Genomic DNA, 16,153 nt, shown 5'->3' on the forward strand with positions numbered 1-16,153 from the left:
TATTCATTGGCTTGAGCCTGCTGTGTCTGCTGGCGATCTGGTTGTCATTGGCGTTGGGGCCGGTCAGCTTGCCTCTGCTGGATACCTTGCGCGCAGCATTGCGCTTGATCGGGCTGCCGATACCGGCAGAAGGGCTGGAGCAGGCTGAGCTGATTCTCGGTCAAATTCGTCTGCCACGCACGTTGCTGGGGCTTGCGGTGGGCGGGGTACTGGCCTTGTCCGGTGTAGCGATGCAGGGTTTGTTTCGTAATCCGCTGGCCGACCCGGGGCTGGTCGGCGTATCCAGTGGTGCGGCGTTGGGCGCGGCGATCGCGATTGTCGGTGGTTCGGTATTTGGCGGACTGCCCGAAGTGATTGGCCCTTACCTGCTTTCGTTGTGCGCCTTTCTTGGCGGGTTGGGGGTGACGGCGCTGGTGTATCGCCTCGGCCGTCGCAACGGTCAAACCAATGTGGCGACCATGTTGTTGGCGGGCATCGCCCTGACCGCGCTGGCCGGCTCGGCAGTCGGCTTGTTCACCTATCTGGCGGATGACGCCACCTTGCGCACGCTGACCTTCTGGAACCTGGGCAGTCTCAACGGCGCCAGCTATTCCAGACTGTGGCCGCTATTGCTGGTGAGCGCGGCGGTGGCACTGTGGTTACCGCGACGGGCCAAGGCGCTGAATGCTCTGTTGTTGGGAGAGTCAGAAGCCAGCCACTTGGGCATCGACGTCGAAAGGCTCAAGCGTGAATTGGTGTTCTGCACGGCACTCGGCGTAGGGGCAGCAGTTGCGGCGGCCGGCATGATTGGCTTTGTCGGATTGGTGGTGCCGCATCTGGTGCGGCTGTTGGCCGGGCCGGATCATCGGGTTTTGTTGCCTGCCTCGGTGTTGGCGGGGGCGAGTCTGCTGCTGTTTGCCGATCTGGTGGCGCGTTTGGCTTTGGCGCCCGCCGAGTTACCGATCGGGATCGTCACGGCGTTTATCGGCGCACCGTTCTTCCTGTATTTGTTGTTACGAGGGCGTGCCTGATGCTGCGAGCAGAGAGCCTGCAGATCCGCCGTGGCAAGAAGACGGTGTTGGCGGATATCGATCTGGAGCTTAAACCGGGCGAAGTGCTCGGCGTGCTCGGGCCCAATGGTGCTGGCAAAAGCACCTTGCTCGGCGCGTTGTGCGGCGAACTGCGTCCAAGTCAGGGGAAAGTCTGGCTGGATGATCGTGAGTTGGGGCACTGGGATGGCGTGCAAAGGGCGCAACGTCTGGCGGTGCTGCCACAGACCTCGACGCTGGATTTTGCTTTTCGGGTTGAAGAGGTGGTCGGCATGGGGCGCTTGCCCCATCAAAGCGGTCGAATCCGCGACGACGAAATTATTGCCGCTGCTCTGCATGCGGCTGACGCCGGGCATCTGAGTGGGCGTAGTTATCTGGCGTTGTCCGGAGGCGAGAGGCAGCGTGTGCACTTGGCAAGAGTCCTGGCACAGCTGTGGCCGGGGCAGGGCGGGCAAACGCTACTGCTCGATGAACCAACATCGATGCTCGACCCGCTGCATCAACACACCACGTTGCAGGCGATCCGCGAGTTCGCCGATCATGGCGCCGCAGTGATGGTGATCCTGCATGATCTGAATTTGGCGGCGCGCTATTGTGATCGTCTGTTGCTGCTTGAGGGCGGACGCCCTCATGCGCTAGACAGCCCGGCGATGGTGCTGCGACCGGAACCGCTGAAGGCCGTGTTCGGGCTGGATGTGCTGGTGCAGCAACATCCGGAGCGGGGGCATCCGTTGATCATCGCCCGTTAGGTCTTTTCCTGGAGTAAAAGCATGCGCGCGATTTTGCTACTGGCTTTGATGCTGCTCGGTGCGTGTCAAAGCGCCTTGATGTTGCCGAACGCGCCTGCTTCAAGCAGCTCGAAAGAGCCCATCGGGATGATCCGTGATCTCAACAGCGGACAGGTGCTGACAACCGACGAGCTGGTTGGGCACTTGGCCAAGGCGTCGCGGGTAATCGTCGGCGAGCAGCACGACAACCCCGATCACCATGCGCTGCAATTGCGATTGTTGCGGGCGTTGGCTGATCGTCGCGCCCAAGGCAGCCTTCTTTTGGAGATGCTGACGCCGGATCAGCAACCTCGCGTCAATAAGGTCCGCACCGAGCTGAAAACGATTGGCTGGCCTGACGATTTGCCTAAGGCGTTGGCGTGGCAATCCGGCTGGGACTGGATGCTGTACGGCCCTGTCGTGCGCTTTGCCTTGGCTCAGCCTTATCCGTTACTGGCGGCCAACCTTGACGCAAGTGAAGTGCGGCGCATTTACGCTCAAGCGCCGGTCTTGAGTGGTGCTCGTTCTAATTCGGCTTCGGTAAAGGACGAACTGCTGGCGCAAGTACGCGAATCCCATTGCGGTCTGCTGCCGGAAACGCAAATGCCCGCGATGCTGGCTGTCCAGCAGCAACGTGATCGGCGGATGGCTGAGCGCCTGCTGGCGGCACCCATGCCTTCGCTGTTGTTTGCCGGCGCTTACCACGCGCGCATGGATGTCGGAGTGCCGGTACACCTGCTTGACCTTGGTGCGTCGCATGGAACGGTCGTGTTGATACTGGCGCAGGAAGGTGCCGAGGTTACACCTGGAATGGCGGACTATGTCTGGTACACCGCTGCTATGCCGGAGCAGGACTATTGCGCTCAATTGCGTAAGTAAAAAACCAGGCAAAAAAAGACCCGGCAAGAGCCGGGTCAAATAACCGTGATTAGCCTGATGAGGAGATAATCTGAGAGTCCGAACCACTGGTCTTCCAGGTCATCGACTGGCCTCGCGACCAGTTGTGATAATCATAACGATTCTCATTTCTAAGTCAACAGCTGTTTTCTCATTCCTGTGAATTGAGCCAGGCGCTCTTTCGCAACGCCCGTAAACAGGGGGCTTCAGCGCTCTCTTTGAGCAAATGGAGGCGGATGACTTCTTTGATTGGCCGACAATGAGGTCGAGAGGTTTCGCCCGCTCAGTTTTTATGGCGTGACGATATGGCGTCCAACTGTTTATTCAATGCCTCTTTGCGCTCTGCCGGGATGTCGTTCCAATGCACGTCCATCAGGGCGCCTTCAATTGCATACAGCAACACTTTCGACGCACGAAACCCCCGGGTTCGTACGGCTCGATAAGCATCCACCGCCCCCAGGCGACGCAAGTCAGAAGCGCTATGGATGCCCACCGCATGCAGCCATTGCGCCGACGTCTTGCCAAGGTTTTTCAGGTGTTGCAGTTCATCATTCATCAAGCCTCCTTGCGACGGCCGAACGGTGCGTGGGCGAGCCTCAAAGGAGTGTAGCGGTCAGTAGGAAAAGCGTAGTTGTTTGGTCGGTTTCGACGAAAAAGCTTCTAAGCCGTAAGGTCAGAAAGCTGTAGAAAGGGCTGCAAGCGCAGTGGGAGGAGAGTCGAGAGGAAGCAAGCTGGTACAGCTAGCAATACGATGCACACAGCCCAGCGCGAAGAGAGGGCGCTGGACTTAAGGTGTGCAAGGGTCTTACTTGGTGCGGTAACGCAAGCGCGTGCCAAAATTGACCGACATGAGTATTTCATCGGCTGTCAGCTCTGGCGGGAAGTAGGCACCCGAGATTTGCGCATGTGCCAAGCTCGCGCCTTCCATGGAAGAGTTACGCAAATCCAGGCCACGCAAATCAGCCGAGCGGAAATAGGCGTCAGTGAAATCGATGCCTTCGGCATTCAGATCACGTAAATCGAGCCCACGGAAATCACCGCCACGCATGTCGACAGGCCCGTCTTTAGGCCTTTCTCGATTGAAACCTTCGATGTCGTCTTTGTGTAGCAACGCGTACAGCGGGGTGTCGAGAAATTTCGGCTGGCTCATGGGACGTCACCTGTTGGATTTATGACGCCAGTATAGTGCCACTATTTTGCAGCCGTGAAGCCGTTCCCGGTTCCACGGCTGAAATAGTTACTTACAGGCCTGGCAGGCGTTGGCGAATTTGCGCAACGACGGTATCAAGCGTGCCGCTTTCATTAGTCTCGACGCGTTTGCTGCACAAAATTTCTACTGCTGTCAGTGCCTCACGACTGGCTTGCTGCGCTTCGATAACCGCCATGGTGGCGTCAGACGGATCATTCTTGTCTGCTTGACGCTGCGCCAGCCAGCTCTCGATGACTGCTTGTGGTGCATTGCAATCGAGGATCAGGAACGGCGCTCCGGTGGCCTCGGCGATTTTCGCAGCTGAGTCGCGTTGCTCGCGTTTGAGGTAAGTGGCGTCGATCACCACCGGGAAGCCGGCGCGCAGAATCACATCGGCAATTTCATGCAGGCGGGCGTAGGTGGCAACGCTCGACTCGGCACTATAGATACCCGCTTGTGGGTCGTTCTGGACCTGCTGCTCGCCGAACAGTCGTTTGCGCTCGACATCGGAGCGCAGGCGGATCGCGCCCAATGCTTCTACCAGACGCATGGCCACATGGCTTTTGCCCACGGCCGAAACACCGTGGGTGATCGCCAGAAAGCGTGATGGGATTGTGCTATAGCTTTCTGCCAGATTGGCGTAGTTGCGGTATTGCCGCAGTGTGGTCGCACGCTGCACCGGGTCGGCTTCGGCTGGCATGCTGAACAGGCTGACTTTAGCGCGAACCAGCGCGCGATAGGCCTTGTAGAAGTTCAGCAGTTCAAGCCCCTGATAATCGCCGGTCAGCTCCAGGTACTGGCTGATAAAGCGCCGTGCCAGGCTTTTAAGTCCGCGATCTTCCAGGTCCATCGCGAGGAAGGCAGTGTCGGCATAAACGTCGGTGAAGCGGAACGGCTCATTGAACTCGATGCAGTCGAAAATCACGACCTGGCCGTCGATCACGGTAGCGTTGCCCAAATGGATGTCACCGTGACACTCGCGGATAAACCCTTCGGCCTTACGTTGGGCGAACAGTGGCTTGAGGCGTTCGAAGCTGCTTTCGGCCCAGGCTTGCAAGGCGTCGAGTTGCAGCAGGTCGGCCTTGTCACTGAGGAACGGGCGAATTTGTTCGAAGTTCTGGCGTACCGGTGCCATGACGCTTTCCGGTGTGCCGGCTTCGTGAGCCGTCGGGACCACGGGTGCACTCAGGTGAAACTGAGCAATCTGCTGGGCCATTTCATCAATATGCGCGGTCGTCAGCTCGCCATTGGCTTGCAGGGTGCTGAGCAACTGGCTTTGAGGGAACTGGCGCATTTTCAGCGCGTAGTCGATCACCGGACCACTGCCGCCCAATTGCGGAGCTTCAGCGCTGCCGGTAATCGGCAACACTTCCAGATACAGATCATGGGTCAGACGCTGGTTTAGACGCAGCTCTTCGCCGCAGAAGTGTTCGCGCGCTTGCAGGCCAGTGAAGTCCAGGAAGCCGAAGTTGACTGGCTTCTTCACTTTATAAGCATAGGGGCCGGTGAGCAGCACCCAGGAGATATGGGTCTCGATGACCTGAAACCCTTCTACGGGATGAGGGTAGAGGGCCGGGTTTTGCAGGGCGGCGATCAGGGACTGGCTCACAGGCGATCCTTCAGATTCGTGGAAAATTCAAGGGCGTCATTATGGCTGCAAGCGACGGTAGTGCAAACCTCGGAGGGCTCCTGTTGATCAGGAATAAAGTGCGTATAATCCGCCGCCATGACTCGTACTCGATCCCCCCGTACCGCTAAAAAACGTCCCTCTGGTGGCCTGCGCCCCTGGTTAGGCTGGGCCCTGAAGCTCAGTCTGGTCGGCCTGGTTGTGCTCGCCGGCTTTGCGGTTTATCTCGACGCTGTGGTCCAGGAGAAGTTCTCCGGCAAGCGCTGGACCATTCCGGCCAAGGTTTATGCCCGGCCATTGGAGCTGTTCGTCGGACAAAAGCTCAGCAAGGAAGATTTCCTGACTGAGCTCGATGCTCTGGGTTACCGCCGTGAAAGCGTCGTCAATGGTCCCGGTGCGGCATCGGTCAATGGCAATACAGTCGATTTGAATACCCGCGGCTTCCAGTTCTATGAAGGGATGGAGCAGGCTCAGCCGGTGCGCGTGCGCTTCTCCGGGGATTATGTGGCCGAGCTCTCGGCGACCAATGGTTCGAAAGTCTCGGTCGTGCGTCTTGAGCCGTTATTGATCGGCGGTCTTTACCCGAAAAACCTTGAAGATCGCATTCTGATCAAGATCGATCAGGTGCCGCCGTATCTGCTGGATACGCTGGTAGCGGTGGAGGATCGGGATTTCTATCACCACTTCGGCGTTTCTCCGAAGTCGATTGCCCGGGCCATTTGGGTCAACACCTCGTCAGGGCAAATGCGTCAGGGCGGCAGTACGTTGACCCAGCAGCTGGTTAAGAACTTCTACCTGACCAATGAGCGAAGCCTGACCCGCAAGTTGACCGAGGCGATGATGGCCTTGCTGCTTGAAGTGCATTACGACAAGCGCGAGATTCTTGAGGCCTACCTCAACGAAGTCTTCATCGGTCAGGACGGCCAGCGGGCGGTGCACGGCTTCGGACTGGCCAGTCAGTTCTTCTTTAGCCAACCGCTGGCTGAACTCAAACTGCATCAAGTAGCATTGCTGGTGGGTATGGTCAAAGGGCCATCCTCCTACAACCCCCGTCGTTACCCCGAGCGCGCGCTCGAGCGCCGCAATCTGGTGCTTGATCTGCTGGAACAGCAAGGTGTAGCGACCGCCGAGCAAGTGGAAGCGGCCAAGAAGATGCCGCTGGGCGTAACCAAACGCGGCAGTCTGGCCGACAGTTCGTTCCCGGGCTTCCTTGATCTGGTCAAACGGCAGTTGCGTGAAGACTATCGCGACGAAGACTTGACCGAAGAAGGGCTGCGAATTTTCACCAGTTTCGATCCGATCCTGCAGATGAAGGCAGAGGCTTCGGTCAACGATACCTTCAAGCGTCTTTCTGGACGCAAGGGTTCGGATGAGGTCGAAGCCGCGATGGTGGTGACCAACCCGGAAACTGGGGAGGTCCAGGCCATGATCGGCAGCCGTCAGGCAAGTTTTGCCGGTTTCAACCGTGCACTGGATGCCGTGCGTCCAATCGGTTCCCTGATCAAGCCGGCGGTTTACCTGACTGCGCTTGAAAAGCCGAGTCAGTACACCTTGACCAGTTGGCTCTCCGATGACGCTTTTTCGGTAAAAGGCGCTGATGGTCAAATTTGGAAGCCACAGAACTATGACCGCCGTTCCCATGGCACGATCTTTCTGTACCAGGGATTGGCGCATTCCTACAACCTGTCGACCGCGCGCCTGGGCCTGGCAGTCGGTGTGCCAAATGTCCTCAAGACGCTGGCGCGGCTGGGGGTAACCCGTGAGTTCCCGGCTTTCCCGTCGATGCTGCTGGGGGCCGGTGGCTTGACCCCGATAGAAGTGGCGACCATGTATCAGACCCTGGCCAACGGTGGTTTCAATACGCCGATGCGTGGGATTCGTAGTGTGCTGACCGCCGAAGGCGAACCGCTCAAGCGTTATCCGTTCCAGATTCAGCAGCGCTTCGATCCGGGTTCGATCTACTTGATCCAGAGCGCCATGCAGCGGGTGATGCGCGAAGGTACCGCGAGTTCGGTCTATAACGTTCTGCCGAAAACCCTGGTATTGGCGGGTAAGACCGGTACCAGTAACGATTCGCGGGACAGCTGGTTCGCCGGTTTCAGCCAGGATTTGCTGGCGGTGGTCTGGCTCGGTCGTGATGACAACGGTAAAACACCGTTCACCGGCGCCACCGGCGCGTTGCAGGTCTGGACCAGCTTCATGCGCAAGGCTGATCCGTTACCGCTGGATATGCCACAGCCGGATAATGTTGTTCAGGCTTGGGTCGACTCCCGTACCGGGCAGGGTTCCGAAGCGAGTTGTCCGGGCGCGGTGCAGATGCCGTATATTCGCGGCAGTGAACCGCCACCCGGTGCCGCGTGTGCTGGCGATATCCCAGCGCCCGTCAATGAGGTGATGGATTGGGTCAAGGGCTGGTTGAATTAAGCAAAGAGGATTTGAAGTGAACAAGTGGTGGATTCCAGCTATTACAGCTCTGGCTTTTCTCAACGGTTGCGCCAACGTGCAGCGCGGCTCGATTCCGGTGGTGGATTCCGGCAGCGCCGTTTCCAACAGTGAGCGGATCTCGGCCAATGGTGGCTATCGTCAGACGACCGTCAAGCGTCCGGTGCAAGCTCAGACTCAAGCCATCCCGCAAGGCGAGGGGGTGGTGGTGATGATTCCGGGCGGTGGCGCGACTACTTCGGCGCCGATCAGCAGTGCGCCGATTACCCCAGGTCCGATCACTCCAGGGCCGATTGATACGGCACCGGTACAGTCGGCACCGATCAATCAGGGCAGCTACAGCATGCCGGCGACGCCGAGCGGGATTCCTTCCGCCAGAAGCAGCGGCGGCGGTCTGTCTGCTGACGAACAATTGGATGGCCCGGTGCTAGCCTTGCTGACCACGGCTCAGCAGCAACAAGCGGGCGGTGACCTGAACGGTGCTTCTTCCAGCCTTGAGCGCGCCCAACGGGTTGCTCCTCGTGAGCCGCAAGTGCTTTATCGTTTGGCACAGGTGCGCATGGCCCAGGGTGATGCGGCGCAAGCCGAACAGTTCGCTCGTCGGGGGCTGACTTTCGCCAATGGTCGTCCGGATCTTCAGGCAAGCTTGTGGGGTTTGATCGCTCAGGCACGCGAGAAACAAGGTGATTCCGCAGGCGCGGCACTGGCTCGTCAGAAGGCCAAGGTTTCTATCTGATGGATGCACGTTTTCCGAAAATTGCCGAGCAACTCCTGTTGATCGAGCGTGAACTGCGAGTTCAGGGTTGGTGGGACGAAGTCTCGCCATCGGCAGAAGCTCTGCTCAGTGTCGAACCGTTCTCGATCGATACCCTGGACTTCGAGCAATGGCTGCAATGGATCTTCCTGCCGCGGATGAAAACGATTTTGGAAAACGATCTACCGCTGCCCAATGTCTCGGGTATTCAGGAGATGGCCGAAATGGTCTTCGCTGCCAGGAATGTCCAGGGCAAGGATCGGCAGCTGCAGGTCTTGCTCAAAGAGTTCGATCTACTGATCACCGCCTCCCGCTGACCCCCGAACCCTTGTAGGAGCCGAGCTTGCTCGCGATAGCGGTGTAACGTTCAACATATCTTTTGAATGTCCGGCCGTCATCGAGTTCAGCTCGGCTCCTACAGTACCTACTGGCAGTTATCCGCAATCTGTTTTTGTGCTTCGGTGATGCGCTCCTGACGTTGTTGGTCCGTCAGGCGGCGCATCTCGCCGTCGACCTCCTCCCGCAGTCGCGGATTGTTCTGCAGTTGAGCCAAATTGGTTCGGGCCTGTTCGCAGAACGCTTTTAGCTGGGCTTGCTGCTCGGTAACCTGCTTTTTCACGTTGTTGTCGATGGCCTGTTGATCGCCGATGGCGCGGCTGCGCGGCTGTGCGGTCGGTTTGCCTGCGGGCGGGGAGGGCGTCACCACGATGCTGGCTTCCCGGCCTTGGGGCGGTTGTGCATCGAAGTGGGTAACGCCTTGGGCGTCGACCCATTTGTAGATCTGACCGGCCATGCACAAAGGGCTCAGGCCAATCAGCAGGCTGGCCGTGAAGAAAAACGTTCGCATGCCATTTCCTTGTCATGGGTTGCGCAATTGAAGCTAACACAGTTGCTGTTTAAAGGTTTTTTCTTGCTTTCTCATGTGCTTAGTTCGAATAAAGCACATTGACGACTTGACTTGGAGAGGGCGAAACAGAAGAATCCAAAGTCCGCTGTAGAGGGACTGCCAGAAGCAGACCCGCTCAGCAGATCATGAGGTGCACATCCGCGCCGACCTGTTACACCCGCAACGCGTTACCTCGCGCTGGGTGGGAAAACCCCGCAACACTTGGGGAGCTCCCAATACTTGCTCAGTCAGTGCTGACGTAGTCGGCGACCACCGTCGCTCATGCTCTGCTAAGCAGTAAACCTATTAAGACCCGTTCCCTTTTTAGTGAACGGTATTCTGGCGTTTTAGAGGTGAACAACGTGGAGCTTTTATCTGGCGGTGAGATGCTCGTCCGCTTTTTGCGTGACGAAGGCGTCAAATACATCTATGGGTACCCGGGTGGTGCTCTTCTTCATGTTTACGATGCGCTGTTCAAAGAACCGGAAGTGACCCACATCCTGGTTCGTCACGAACAGGCCGCGACCCATATGGCTGACGGCTACGCTCGTGCCACCGGTAAAGCCGGCGTGGTACTGGTGACCTCTGGCCCAGGCGCGACCAACGCTATTACTGGTATCGCCACGGCCTACATGGACTCCATTCCGATGGTGATCATTTCCGGTCAGGTGCCTAGCACCATGGTCGGTACCGATGCGTTCCAGGAAACCGACATGATCGGTATCTCCCGGCCGATCGTGAAGCACAGCTTCATGATCAAGCATGCGTCGGAGATCCCGGAAGTCATGAAGAAGGCGTTCTACCTGGCGCAATCCGGTCGTCCTGGTCCGGTCGTGGTCGATATCCCGAAAGACATGACCAACCCGGCCGAGAAGTTCGAATACATCTTCCCGAAAAAAGCCAAGCTGCGTTCCTATAGCCCGGCTGTTCGTGGTCACTCCGGCCAAATCCGCAAAGCGGCAGAAATGCTGCTGGCGGCCAAGCGCCCTGTTCTTTACGCGGGCGGCGGCGTGATCCTCGGTGGCGGCTCCGCACCGCTGACTGAACTGGCGCAAATGCTCAATCTGCCGGTGACCAATACATTGATGGGCCTGGGTTCATACCCTGGCACTGATCGTCAGTTCATCGGCATGCTCGGCATGCACGGCAGCTACACAGCTAACCTTGCAATGCACCACGCGGACGTGATCCTCGCAGTCGGCGCGCGTTTCGATGATCGCGTGATCAACGGCCCGGCCAAGTTCTGCCCGAATGCCAAGATCATTCACATCGACATCGACCCGGCTTCAATCTCCAAGACCATCAAGGCAGACGTGCCTATCGTGGGTCCGGTCGAGAGCGTGCTGACCGAAATGGTTGCCACCCTCAAGGAAATTGGCGAGACCCCGAACAAGGAGTCCGTTGCCAGTTGGTGGAAGCAAGTCGAGGAGTGGCGCGGTGATCGTGGCCTGTTCCCTTACGACAAGGGCGACGGCAGCATCATCAAGCCGCAGACTGTGATCGAAACCCTCAGCGAAGTGACCAAAGGCGATGCCTACGTGACTTCCGACGTGGGTCAGCACCAGATGTTCGCGGCTCAGTACTACCGGTTCAACAAGCCTAATCGCTGGATCAACTCTGGTGGCCTGGGCACGATGGGCTTCGGTTTCCCTGCGGCCATGGGCGTCAAGTTGAGCTTCCCTGATGCTGACGTTGCCTGTGTTACAGGTGAAGGCAGTATTCAGATGAACATTCAGGAGCTGTCGACCTGCCTGCAATATGGTTTGCCGGTAAAAATCGTCAACCTGAACAACGGCGTGCTGGGTATGGTTCGTCAGTGGCAGGACATGAGCTACGGTAGCCGTCACTCGCACTCTTATATGGAATCGCTGCCTGATTTCGTCAAGCTGGCCGAGGCCTATGGTCACGTGGGCATACGCATCACTGATCTGAAGGATTTGAAGCCGAAGATGGAAGAAGCGTTCGCCATGAAAGATCGCCTGGTGTTCCTTGATATTCAGGTCGATACCAGCGAGCACGTCTACCCGATGCAGATCAAAGACGGCTCCATGCGCGATATGTGGCTGAGCAAGACGGAGCGTACTTAATCATGCGGCACATTATCTCCTTGCTTCTGGAAAACGAACCGGGCGCCTTGTCTCGCGTTGTTGGCCTGTTTTCCCAGCGTAACTACAACATCGAAAGCCTGACCGTGGCGCCGACCGAAGACCCGACTCTGTCGCGTCTGACGCTGACCACTGTTGGCCACGATGAAGTGATCGAACAAATCACCAAGAACCTCAACAAGCTGATCGAAGTGGTCAAACTGGTCGACCTGTCGGAAAGTGCTCACATCGAGCGCGAACTGATGCTGGTCAAGGTCAAGGCTACCGGCGCCCAGCGCGCCGAGATCAAGCGTACTACCGACATTTATCGTGGGCAGATAGTCGATGTCAGCGCTAGCGTGTATACCGTTCAATTGACCGGTACCAGCGACAAGCTCGACAGCTTCATTCAGTCGATCGGCACTGCCGCGATTCTGGAGACTGTACGCAGTGGCGTCACCGGGATTGCCCGTGGCGACAAAGTGCTGAGCATCTAACTCAAATTAGCGAATGGCCTCAAAGGCCTGGATATATAGGGGAAATTCATGAAAGTTTATTACGAAAAAGACTGTGACCTGTCGATCATCCAGGGCAAGAAAGTAGCCATCATCGGTTACGGCTCCCAAGGCCACGCTCAAGCCTGCAACCTGAAAGACTCTGGCGTTGACGTCACTGTTGGTCTGCGTAAAGGTTCGGCGACCGTTGCCAAAGCCGAAGCTCACGGCCTGAAAGTGACTGACGTTGCCAGCGCTGTTGCCGCTGCCGACCTGGTCATGATCCTGACCCCGGACGAGTTCCAGTCCGCTCTGTACAAGAACGAAATCGAGCCGAACATCAAGCAGGGCGCAACTCTGGCCTTCTCCCACGGCTTCGCGATCCACTACAACCAGGTTGTGCCACGCGCTGACCTCGACGTGATCATGATCGCGCCGAAAGCTCCGGGCCACACCGTGCGCTCCGAGTTCGTCAAAGGCGGCGGTATCCCTGACCTGATCGCTATCTACCAGGATGCTTCCGGTAACGCCAAAAACGTTGCTCTGTCCTACGCTGCTGGCGTTGGTGGCGGTCGTACCGGCATCATCGAAACCACGTTCAAAGACGAAACCGAAACCGACTTGTTCGGCGAACAGGCTGTTCTGTGCGGCGGTACCGTTGAGCTGGTCAAAGCCGGTTTCGAAACGCTGGTTGAAGCTGGCTACGCGCCAGAAATGGCCTACTTCGAGTGCCTGCACGAACTGAAACTGATCGTTGACCTCATGTACGAAGGCGGTATCGCCAACATGAACTACTCGATCTCCAACAACGCTGAATACGGCGAGTACGTGACAGGTCCGGAAGTGATCAACGCCGAATCCCGTCAGGCCATGCGCAACGCCCTGAAACGCATTCAGGACGGCGAGTACGCCAAGATGTTCATCAGCGAAGGTGCTACCGGCTACCCATCGATGACCGCCAAGCGTCGTAACAACGCCGCTCACGGTATCGAAATCATTGGCGAGCAACTGCGCTCGATGATGCCTTGGATCGGTGCTAACAAGATCGTCGACAAAGCCAAGAACTAAGTTCTAGCCTTGAAGAGAAAACGCGGCTTAGGCCGCGTTTTTTCGTTTGGGCAGACAGGTTCTGGTATAAAGCTGCATCGTTTGCGTCCGAACCGTTGTCGCAGACACCTGTCGAAACTTTCCACACCGTTGCAAGGTAATGTCCATGAGCGAACGTCCCGAAGAGCCAAAACAGGCCTCTGACGCCGAAAGCCTGCTACCGATCGATGAGCATGTCGAAGAAGGACATGACGCTGAAGGCCGTAAAGTCCGGCATCGTGGTATCTATCTTCTGCCGAATCTGTTTACCACTGCGAACCTGTTTGCGGGGTTTTACTCCATCATCAACTCCATGAGCGCGCAGAGCGCTTTGAGTGCCGGTGACGCGATCAGCGCGAGCAAGTATTTTGCTTTTGCTGCGATCGCAATTTTCGTCGCTATGGTGCTCGACGGGCTGGATGGCCGCGTTGCCCGGATGACCAATACCCAGAGCGCCTTCGGCGCTGAATATGACTCGTTGTCCGATATGGTCGCCTTTGGCGTCGCACCCGCGTTACTGGCATTCGGCTGGGCCTTGGGTGATATGGGCAAAGTAGGTTGGATGGTCGCTTTCGTCTATGTGGCGGGCGCAGCATTGCGTCTGGCGCGTTTCAATACTCAGGTGGGTACCGCAGACAAACGTTATTTCATTGGTCTGGCCAGTCCAGCCGCGGCGGGTGTGGTGGCCGGGATTGTCTGGGCATTCAGCGATTACGGCATCCAGGGTTCCAAGATGTCCTTTCTTGTTGCTCTGATGGTTGCTGCTGCCGGCATGCTGATGGTCAGCAACATCAAGTACAACAGCTTCAAAGAGCTGGATCTGAAAGGGCGAGTGCCTTTCGTTGCGATTCTGGCAGTGGTGCTGGTGTTCGCCGTGGTCTTCAGTGATCCGCCGCGCATTTTGCTGCTGGTTTTCCTCGCCTATGCGGCCTCTGGTCCAGTGCAGTATTTGTTACATCTTCGTCGTCACAAAAACGTCGAGTGATGTAATTTCCCCCATACTCCGCAGTCTATTGGCGCATCAGTCCTCCAATGCTGCGGAGTTGTCATGCTAATCAAGTTGCCCAAGTCATCCGACTGCCAAGAGTCGGATGTTACGCCTGAATCCCTCTACTTCTCTCGTCGCGGTTTGCTCGGTGGTGCTCTTGCCGGACTGGCAGTCAGCAGTCTGCCGCGCTGGGCCGATGCTGGTGATGTCGCTCGTTATGCAGATGTCGAGCCCGGAAAGGCGCCGTCCTGGTTCACCGAGAAGCTGCCGGCAACCCAATGGCAGGCCGTCACTATCAAGGATGAGGCGATCACTCCGTTCAAAGATGCGACCCACTACAACAACTTCTATGAGTTCGGCACCGATAAAGGTGATCCGGCACAGAACGCTGGTGCTCTGAAAACCGAGCCGTGGAGTGTCGTGGTGGATGGCGAGGTGGGCAAGCCCGGGCGTTATGCGCTGGAAGATTTTATGAAGCCCTATCAGTTAGAGGAGCGGATCTATCGTCTGCGTTGTGTGGAGGCCTGGTCGATGGTGATCCCCTGGATCGGCTTCCCTATATCCTCGCTGCTCAAACAGGTCGAACCGACTTCCAAAGCCAAATTCATTCGTTTCGAAACCCTGGAAGATCCCAAGAGCATGCCCGGTCAGCGTTCTGGTTTTGCTCTGATCGACTGGCCTTATGTAGAAGGACTTCGCCTGGATGAGGCGATGAACCCTTTGGCGATTCTTGCCGTGGGTATGTATGGGCGCGAGCTTCCCAATCAGAACGGTGCGCCGCTGCGTCTCGTAGTGCCTTGGAAGTATGGGTTCAAGAGTGTCAAATCCATCGTACGTATCAGTCTCGTCAGTGAGCAGCCGAAAACCACTTGGCAGAGCATTGCTGCGGATGAATATGGTTTCTACGCAAATGTGAATCCTGCGGTAGATCACCCGCGCTGGACTCAGGCGCGCGAACGCCGTCTGCCGAGCGGGCTATTCAGCCCTAATGTTCGCGAGACACAGATGTTTAATGGCTACTCCGATGAGGTTGCTTCTTTATATACCGGCCTCGATCTGCGGAAGAATTACTGATGCGTTATCCGTTGTGGCGTGTTGGCGTATTTATAGTTGCGGCGGTCTGGCCGCTGCTTTGGTTGTATCAAGCCTGGATCTTCGCTCTGGGGCCGGATCCGGGAAAGGTGTTGGTTGACAGGCTGGGGTTGAGCACGCTGATCCTGTTGTTGATCTCCCTGGGCATGACGCCTTTGCAGAAGCTGACCGGTTGGGCTGGGTGGATTGCCGTGAGACGGCAGCTGGGTTTGTGGTGCTTTGCTTATGTCATCATGCATCTGAGTGCCTATCTGGTATTTATCCTTGGGCTTGATGGGTCGCAGCTTGGAATGGAGTTGCGCAAGCGGCCTTACATCATTGTCGGCAGTCTTGGGTTCCTTGGGTTGTTCGCATTGGCGATCACTTCTAATCGTTATAGTCAGAGACACCTTGGTAGTCGCTGGAAGAAGTTGCATCGCTTGGCATATGTGGTCCTGGGGCTTGGTTTACTCCACATGCTTTGGATTGTTCGCGCGGATCTGAAGGAGTGGGCTATCTATGCATCTATAGGCGCGCTGCTATTAGTGTTGCGTATCCCGCCTGTCGCGCGCCGAATCCCCCGGTTAATAGTGAAAAAAGCACCATCTGCAACAAAAGCGTAATTAGAGGTTGACGGCAGATTCTGGAGGCCTATAATTCGCCCCACTTCCGGCGCAGTCGAAACGGAAAACTCCTTGCTAAACAATGAGTTGCGCAGTTTTCGACAGCGGTTACGCTTCTGTTCAGCGAAGCCCGAAGGAGTTAATAAGGTCGTGTTGTTTGACGTTATTAACGGTTTGATCCACTCGGTCGAAAGCGGTGTAAAAGAGGTGTTGACAG

At 57.1% G+C, this 16,153-nt stretch carries 16 protein-coding genes; 12 read left to right on the forward strand and 4 right to left on the reverse strand.

Annotated features, from left to right (window positions below):
- The first annotated feature begins 26 nt into the window (after positions 1-26).
- The 3 genes from ACN1C3_RS16010 to ACN1C3_RS16020 are packed head-to-tail and all read left to right on the forward strand — an operon-like array spanning position 27 to position 2,674.
- Entirely contained in the window at positions 27-1,010 is a 984-nt protein-coding gene (locus tag ACN1C3_RS16010) for a FecCD family ABC transporter permease (protein ID WP_419116763.1), read from the forward strand.
- Positions 1,010-1,777: a heme ABC transporter ATP-binding protein gene (locus tag ACN1C3_RS16015; RefSeq protein WP_419116746.1), complete on the forward strand. Its 768-nt coding sequence runs from the start codon at positions 1,010-1,012 to the stop codon at positions 1,775-1,777. Before ACN1C3_RS16010 ends, ACN1C3_RS16015 begins: the two co-directional genes overlap by 1 nt.
- A gap of 21 nt (positions 1,778-1,798) precedes the next feature.
- Positions 1,799-2,674, forward strand: a complete 876-nt coding sequence (locus ACN1C3_RS16020; protein ID WP_419116747.1) for a ChaN family lipoprotein — start codon at positions 1,799-1,801, stop codon at positions 2,672-2,674.
- Positions 2,675-2,975: 301 nt separating this feature from the next.
- Here ACN1C3_RS16020 and ACN1C3_RS16025 read toward each other — a convergent pair whose 3' ends face one another.
- From ACN1C3_RS16025 to ACN1C3_RS16035, 3 genes are all read right to left on the reverse strand, one after another.
- Positions 2,976-3,248 (reverse strand): TfoX/Sxy family protein, encoded by a 273-nt coding sequence (locus tag ACN1C3_RS16025; protein WP_009050884.1) that lies wholly within the window; start codon positions 3,246-3,248, stop codon positions 2,976-2,978.
- Positions 3,249-3,497: 249 nt separating this feature from the next.
- Positions 3,498-3,842 (reverse strand): pentapeptide repeat-containing protein, encoded by a 345-nt coding sequence (locus ACN1C3_RS16030; RefSeq protein ID WP_419116748.1) that lies wholly within the window; start codon positions 3,840-3,842, stop codon positions 3,498-3,500.
- A 91-nt stretch (positions 3,843-3,933) separates the two neighbouring features.
- Positions 3,934-5,490 carry a bifunctional aminoglycoside phosphotransferase/ATP-binding protein gene (locus ACN1C3_RS16035; RefSeq protein ID WP_419116749.1) on the reverse strand — a complete coding sequence of 519 codons (1,557 nt, stop codon included), beginning with the start codon at positions 5,488-5,490 and terminating at the stop codon, positions 3,934-3,936.
- 117 nt (positions 5,491-5,607) lie between these two features.
- Between ACN1C3_RS16035 and mrcB the strand changes: the two genes are divergently transcribed.
- The 3 genes from mrcB to ACN1C3_RS16050 are packed head-to-tail and all read left to right on the forward strand — an operon-like array spanning position 5,608 to position 9,021.
- A complete protein-coding gene (gene mrcB / locus ACN1C3_RS16040) occupies positions 5,608-7,932 on the forward strand; it encodes a penicillin-binding protein 1B (protein ID WP_419116750.1) in 2,325 nt (774 codons plus the stop codon).
- 16 nt (positions 7,933-7,948) lie between these two features.
- Positions 7,949-8,686 (forward strand): tetratricopeptide repeat protein, encoded by a 738-nt coding sequence (locus ACN1C3_RS16045; protein WP_419116751.1) that lies wholly within the window; start codon positions 7,949-7,951, stop codon positions 8,684-8,686.
- Positions 8,686-9,021 (forward strand): YqcC family protein, encoded by a 336-nt coding sequence (locus tag ACN1C3_RS16050; protein WP_419116752.1) that lies wholly within the window; start codon positions 8,686-8,688, stop codon positions 9,019-9,021. Before ACN1C3_RS16045 ends, ACN1C3_RS16050 begins: the two co-directional genes overlap by 1 nt.
- Positions 9,022-9,128: 107 nt before the next feature.
- Here the strand turns inward: ACN1C3_RS16050 and ACN1C3_RS16055 are convergent, their stop codons facing one another.
- Entirely contained in the window at positions 9,129-9,551 is a 423-nt protein-coding gene (locus ACN1C3_RS16055; RefSeq protein WP_419116753.1) for a DUF4124 domain-containing protein, read from the reverse strand.
- A 401-nt stretch (positions 9,552-9,952) separates the two neighbouring features.
- Here ACN1C3_RS16055 and ACN1C3_RS16060 point away from each other — a divergent pair, with 401 nt between their 5' ends.
- The 6 genes from ACN1C3_RS16060 (at position 9,953) to msrQ (ending at position 15,936) form a co-directional block, all read left to right on the forward strand.
- Positions 9,953-11,677, forward strand: a complete 1,725-nt coding sequence (locus ACN1C3_RS16060) for an acetolactate synthase 3 large subunit (protein ID WP_419116754.1) — start codon at positions 9,953-9,955, stop codon at positions 11,675-11,677.
- A 2-nt stretch (positions 11,678-11,679) separates the two neighbouring features.
- Complete coding sequence (gene ilvN, locus ACN1C3_RS16065; RefSeq protein WP_150643298.1) at positions 11,680-12,171, forward strand: acetolactate synthase small subunit; 492 nt, start codon at positions 11,680-11,682, stop codon at positions 12,169-12,171.
- Positions 12,172-12,219: 48 nt separating this feature from the next.
- Positions 12,220-13,236: a ketol-acid reductoisomerase gene (ilvC, locus tag ACN1C3_RS16070; protein WP_122540428.1), complete on the forward strand. Its 1,017-nt coding sequence runs from the start codon at positions 12,220-12,222 to the stop codon at positions 13,234-13,236.
- 145 nt (positions 13,237-13,381) lie between these two features.
- Positions 13,382-14,239, forward strand: a complete 858-nt coding sequence (gene pssA, locus ACN1C3_RS16075) for a CDP-diacylglycerol--serine O-phosphatidyltransferase (protein ID WP_419116755.1) — start codon at positions 13,382-13,384, stop codon at positions 14,237-14,239.
- Between the two features lie 63 nt (positions 14,240-14,302).
- Positions 14,303-15,316: a protein-methionine-sulfoxide reductase catalytic subunit MsrP gene (gene msrP, locus ACN1C3_RS16080; RefSeq protein WP_419116756.1), complete on the forward strand. Its 1,014-nt coding sequence runs from the start codon at positions 14,303-14,305 to the stop codon at positions 15,314-15,316.
- Entirely contained in the window at positions 15,316-15,936 is a 621-nt protein-coding gene (msrQ, locus tag ACN1C3_RS16085) for a protein-methionine-sulfoxide reductase heme-binding subunit MsrQ (RefSeq protein ID WP_419116757.1), read from the forward strand. Before msrP ends, msrQ begins: the two co-directional genes overlap by 1 nt.
- Positions 15,937-16,153 lie beyond the last annotated feature (217 nt).

It is taken from the genome of Pseudomonas sp. H11T01, from assembly GCF_048515765.1.
Taxonomy (GTDB): domain Bacteria; phylum Pseudomonadota; class Gammaproteobacteria; order Pseudomonadales; family Pseudomonadaceae; genus Aquipseudomonas.

Bases quoted from the DNA above. Each gene is read 5' to 3' on its own strand.
- ACN1C3_RS16025 (WP_009050884.1), bottom strand. From the start codon at position 3,248: ATGAATGATGAACTGCAACACCTGAAAAACCTTGGCAAGACGTCGGCG.
- ACN1C3_RS16055 (WP_419116753.1), bottom strand. From the start codon at position 9,551: ATGCGAACGTTTTTCTTCACGGCCAGCCTGCTGATTGGCCTGAGCCCT.
- ACN1C3_RS16015 (WP_419116746.1), top strand. From the start codon at position 1,010: ATGCTGCGAGCAGAGAGCCTGCAGATCCGCCGTGGCAAGAAGACGGTG.
- ACN1C3_RS16020 (WP_419116747.1), top strand. From the start codon at position 1,799: ATGCGCGCGATTTTGCTACTGGCTTTGATGCTGCTCGGTGCGTGTCAA.
- ilvN (WP_150643298.1), top strand. From the start codon at position 11,680: ATGCGGCACATTATCTCCTTGCTTCTGGAAAACGAACCGGGCGCCTTG.
- mrcB (WP_419116750.1), top strand. From the start codon at position 5,608: ATGACTCGTACTCGATCCCCCCGTACCGCTAAAAAACGTCCCTCTGGT.
- msrP (WP_419116756.1), top strand. From the start codon at position 14,303: ATGCTAATCAAGTTGCCCAAGTCATCCGACTGCCAAGAGTCGGATGTT.
- ilvC (WP_122540428.1), top strand. From the start codon at position 12,220: ATGAAAGTTTATTACGAAAAAGACTGTGACCTGTCGATCATCCAGGGC.
- pssA (WP_419116755.1), top strand. From the start codon at position 13,382: ATGAGCGAACGTCCCGAAGAGCCAAAACAGGCCTCTGACGCCGAAAGC.
- ACN1C3_RS16050 (WP_419116752.1), top strand. From the start codon at position 8,686: ATGGATGCACGTTTTCCGAAAATTGCCGAGCAACTCCTGTTGATCGAG.
- msrQ (WP_419116757.1), top strand. From the start codon at position 15,316: ATGCGTTATCCGTTGTGGCGTGTTGGCGTATTTATAGTTGCGGCGGTC.
- ACN1C3_RS16030 (WP_419116748.1), bottom strand. From the start codon at position 3,842: ATGAGCCAGCCGAAATTTCTCGACACCCCGCTGTACGCGTTGCTACAC.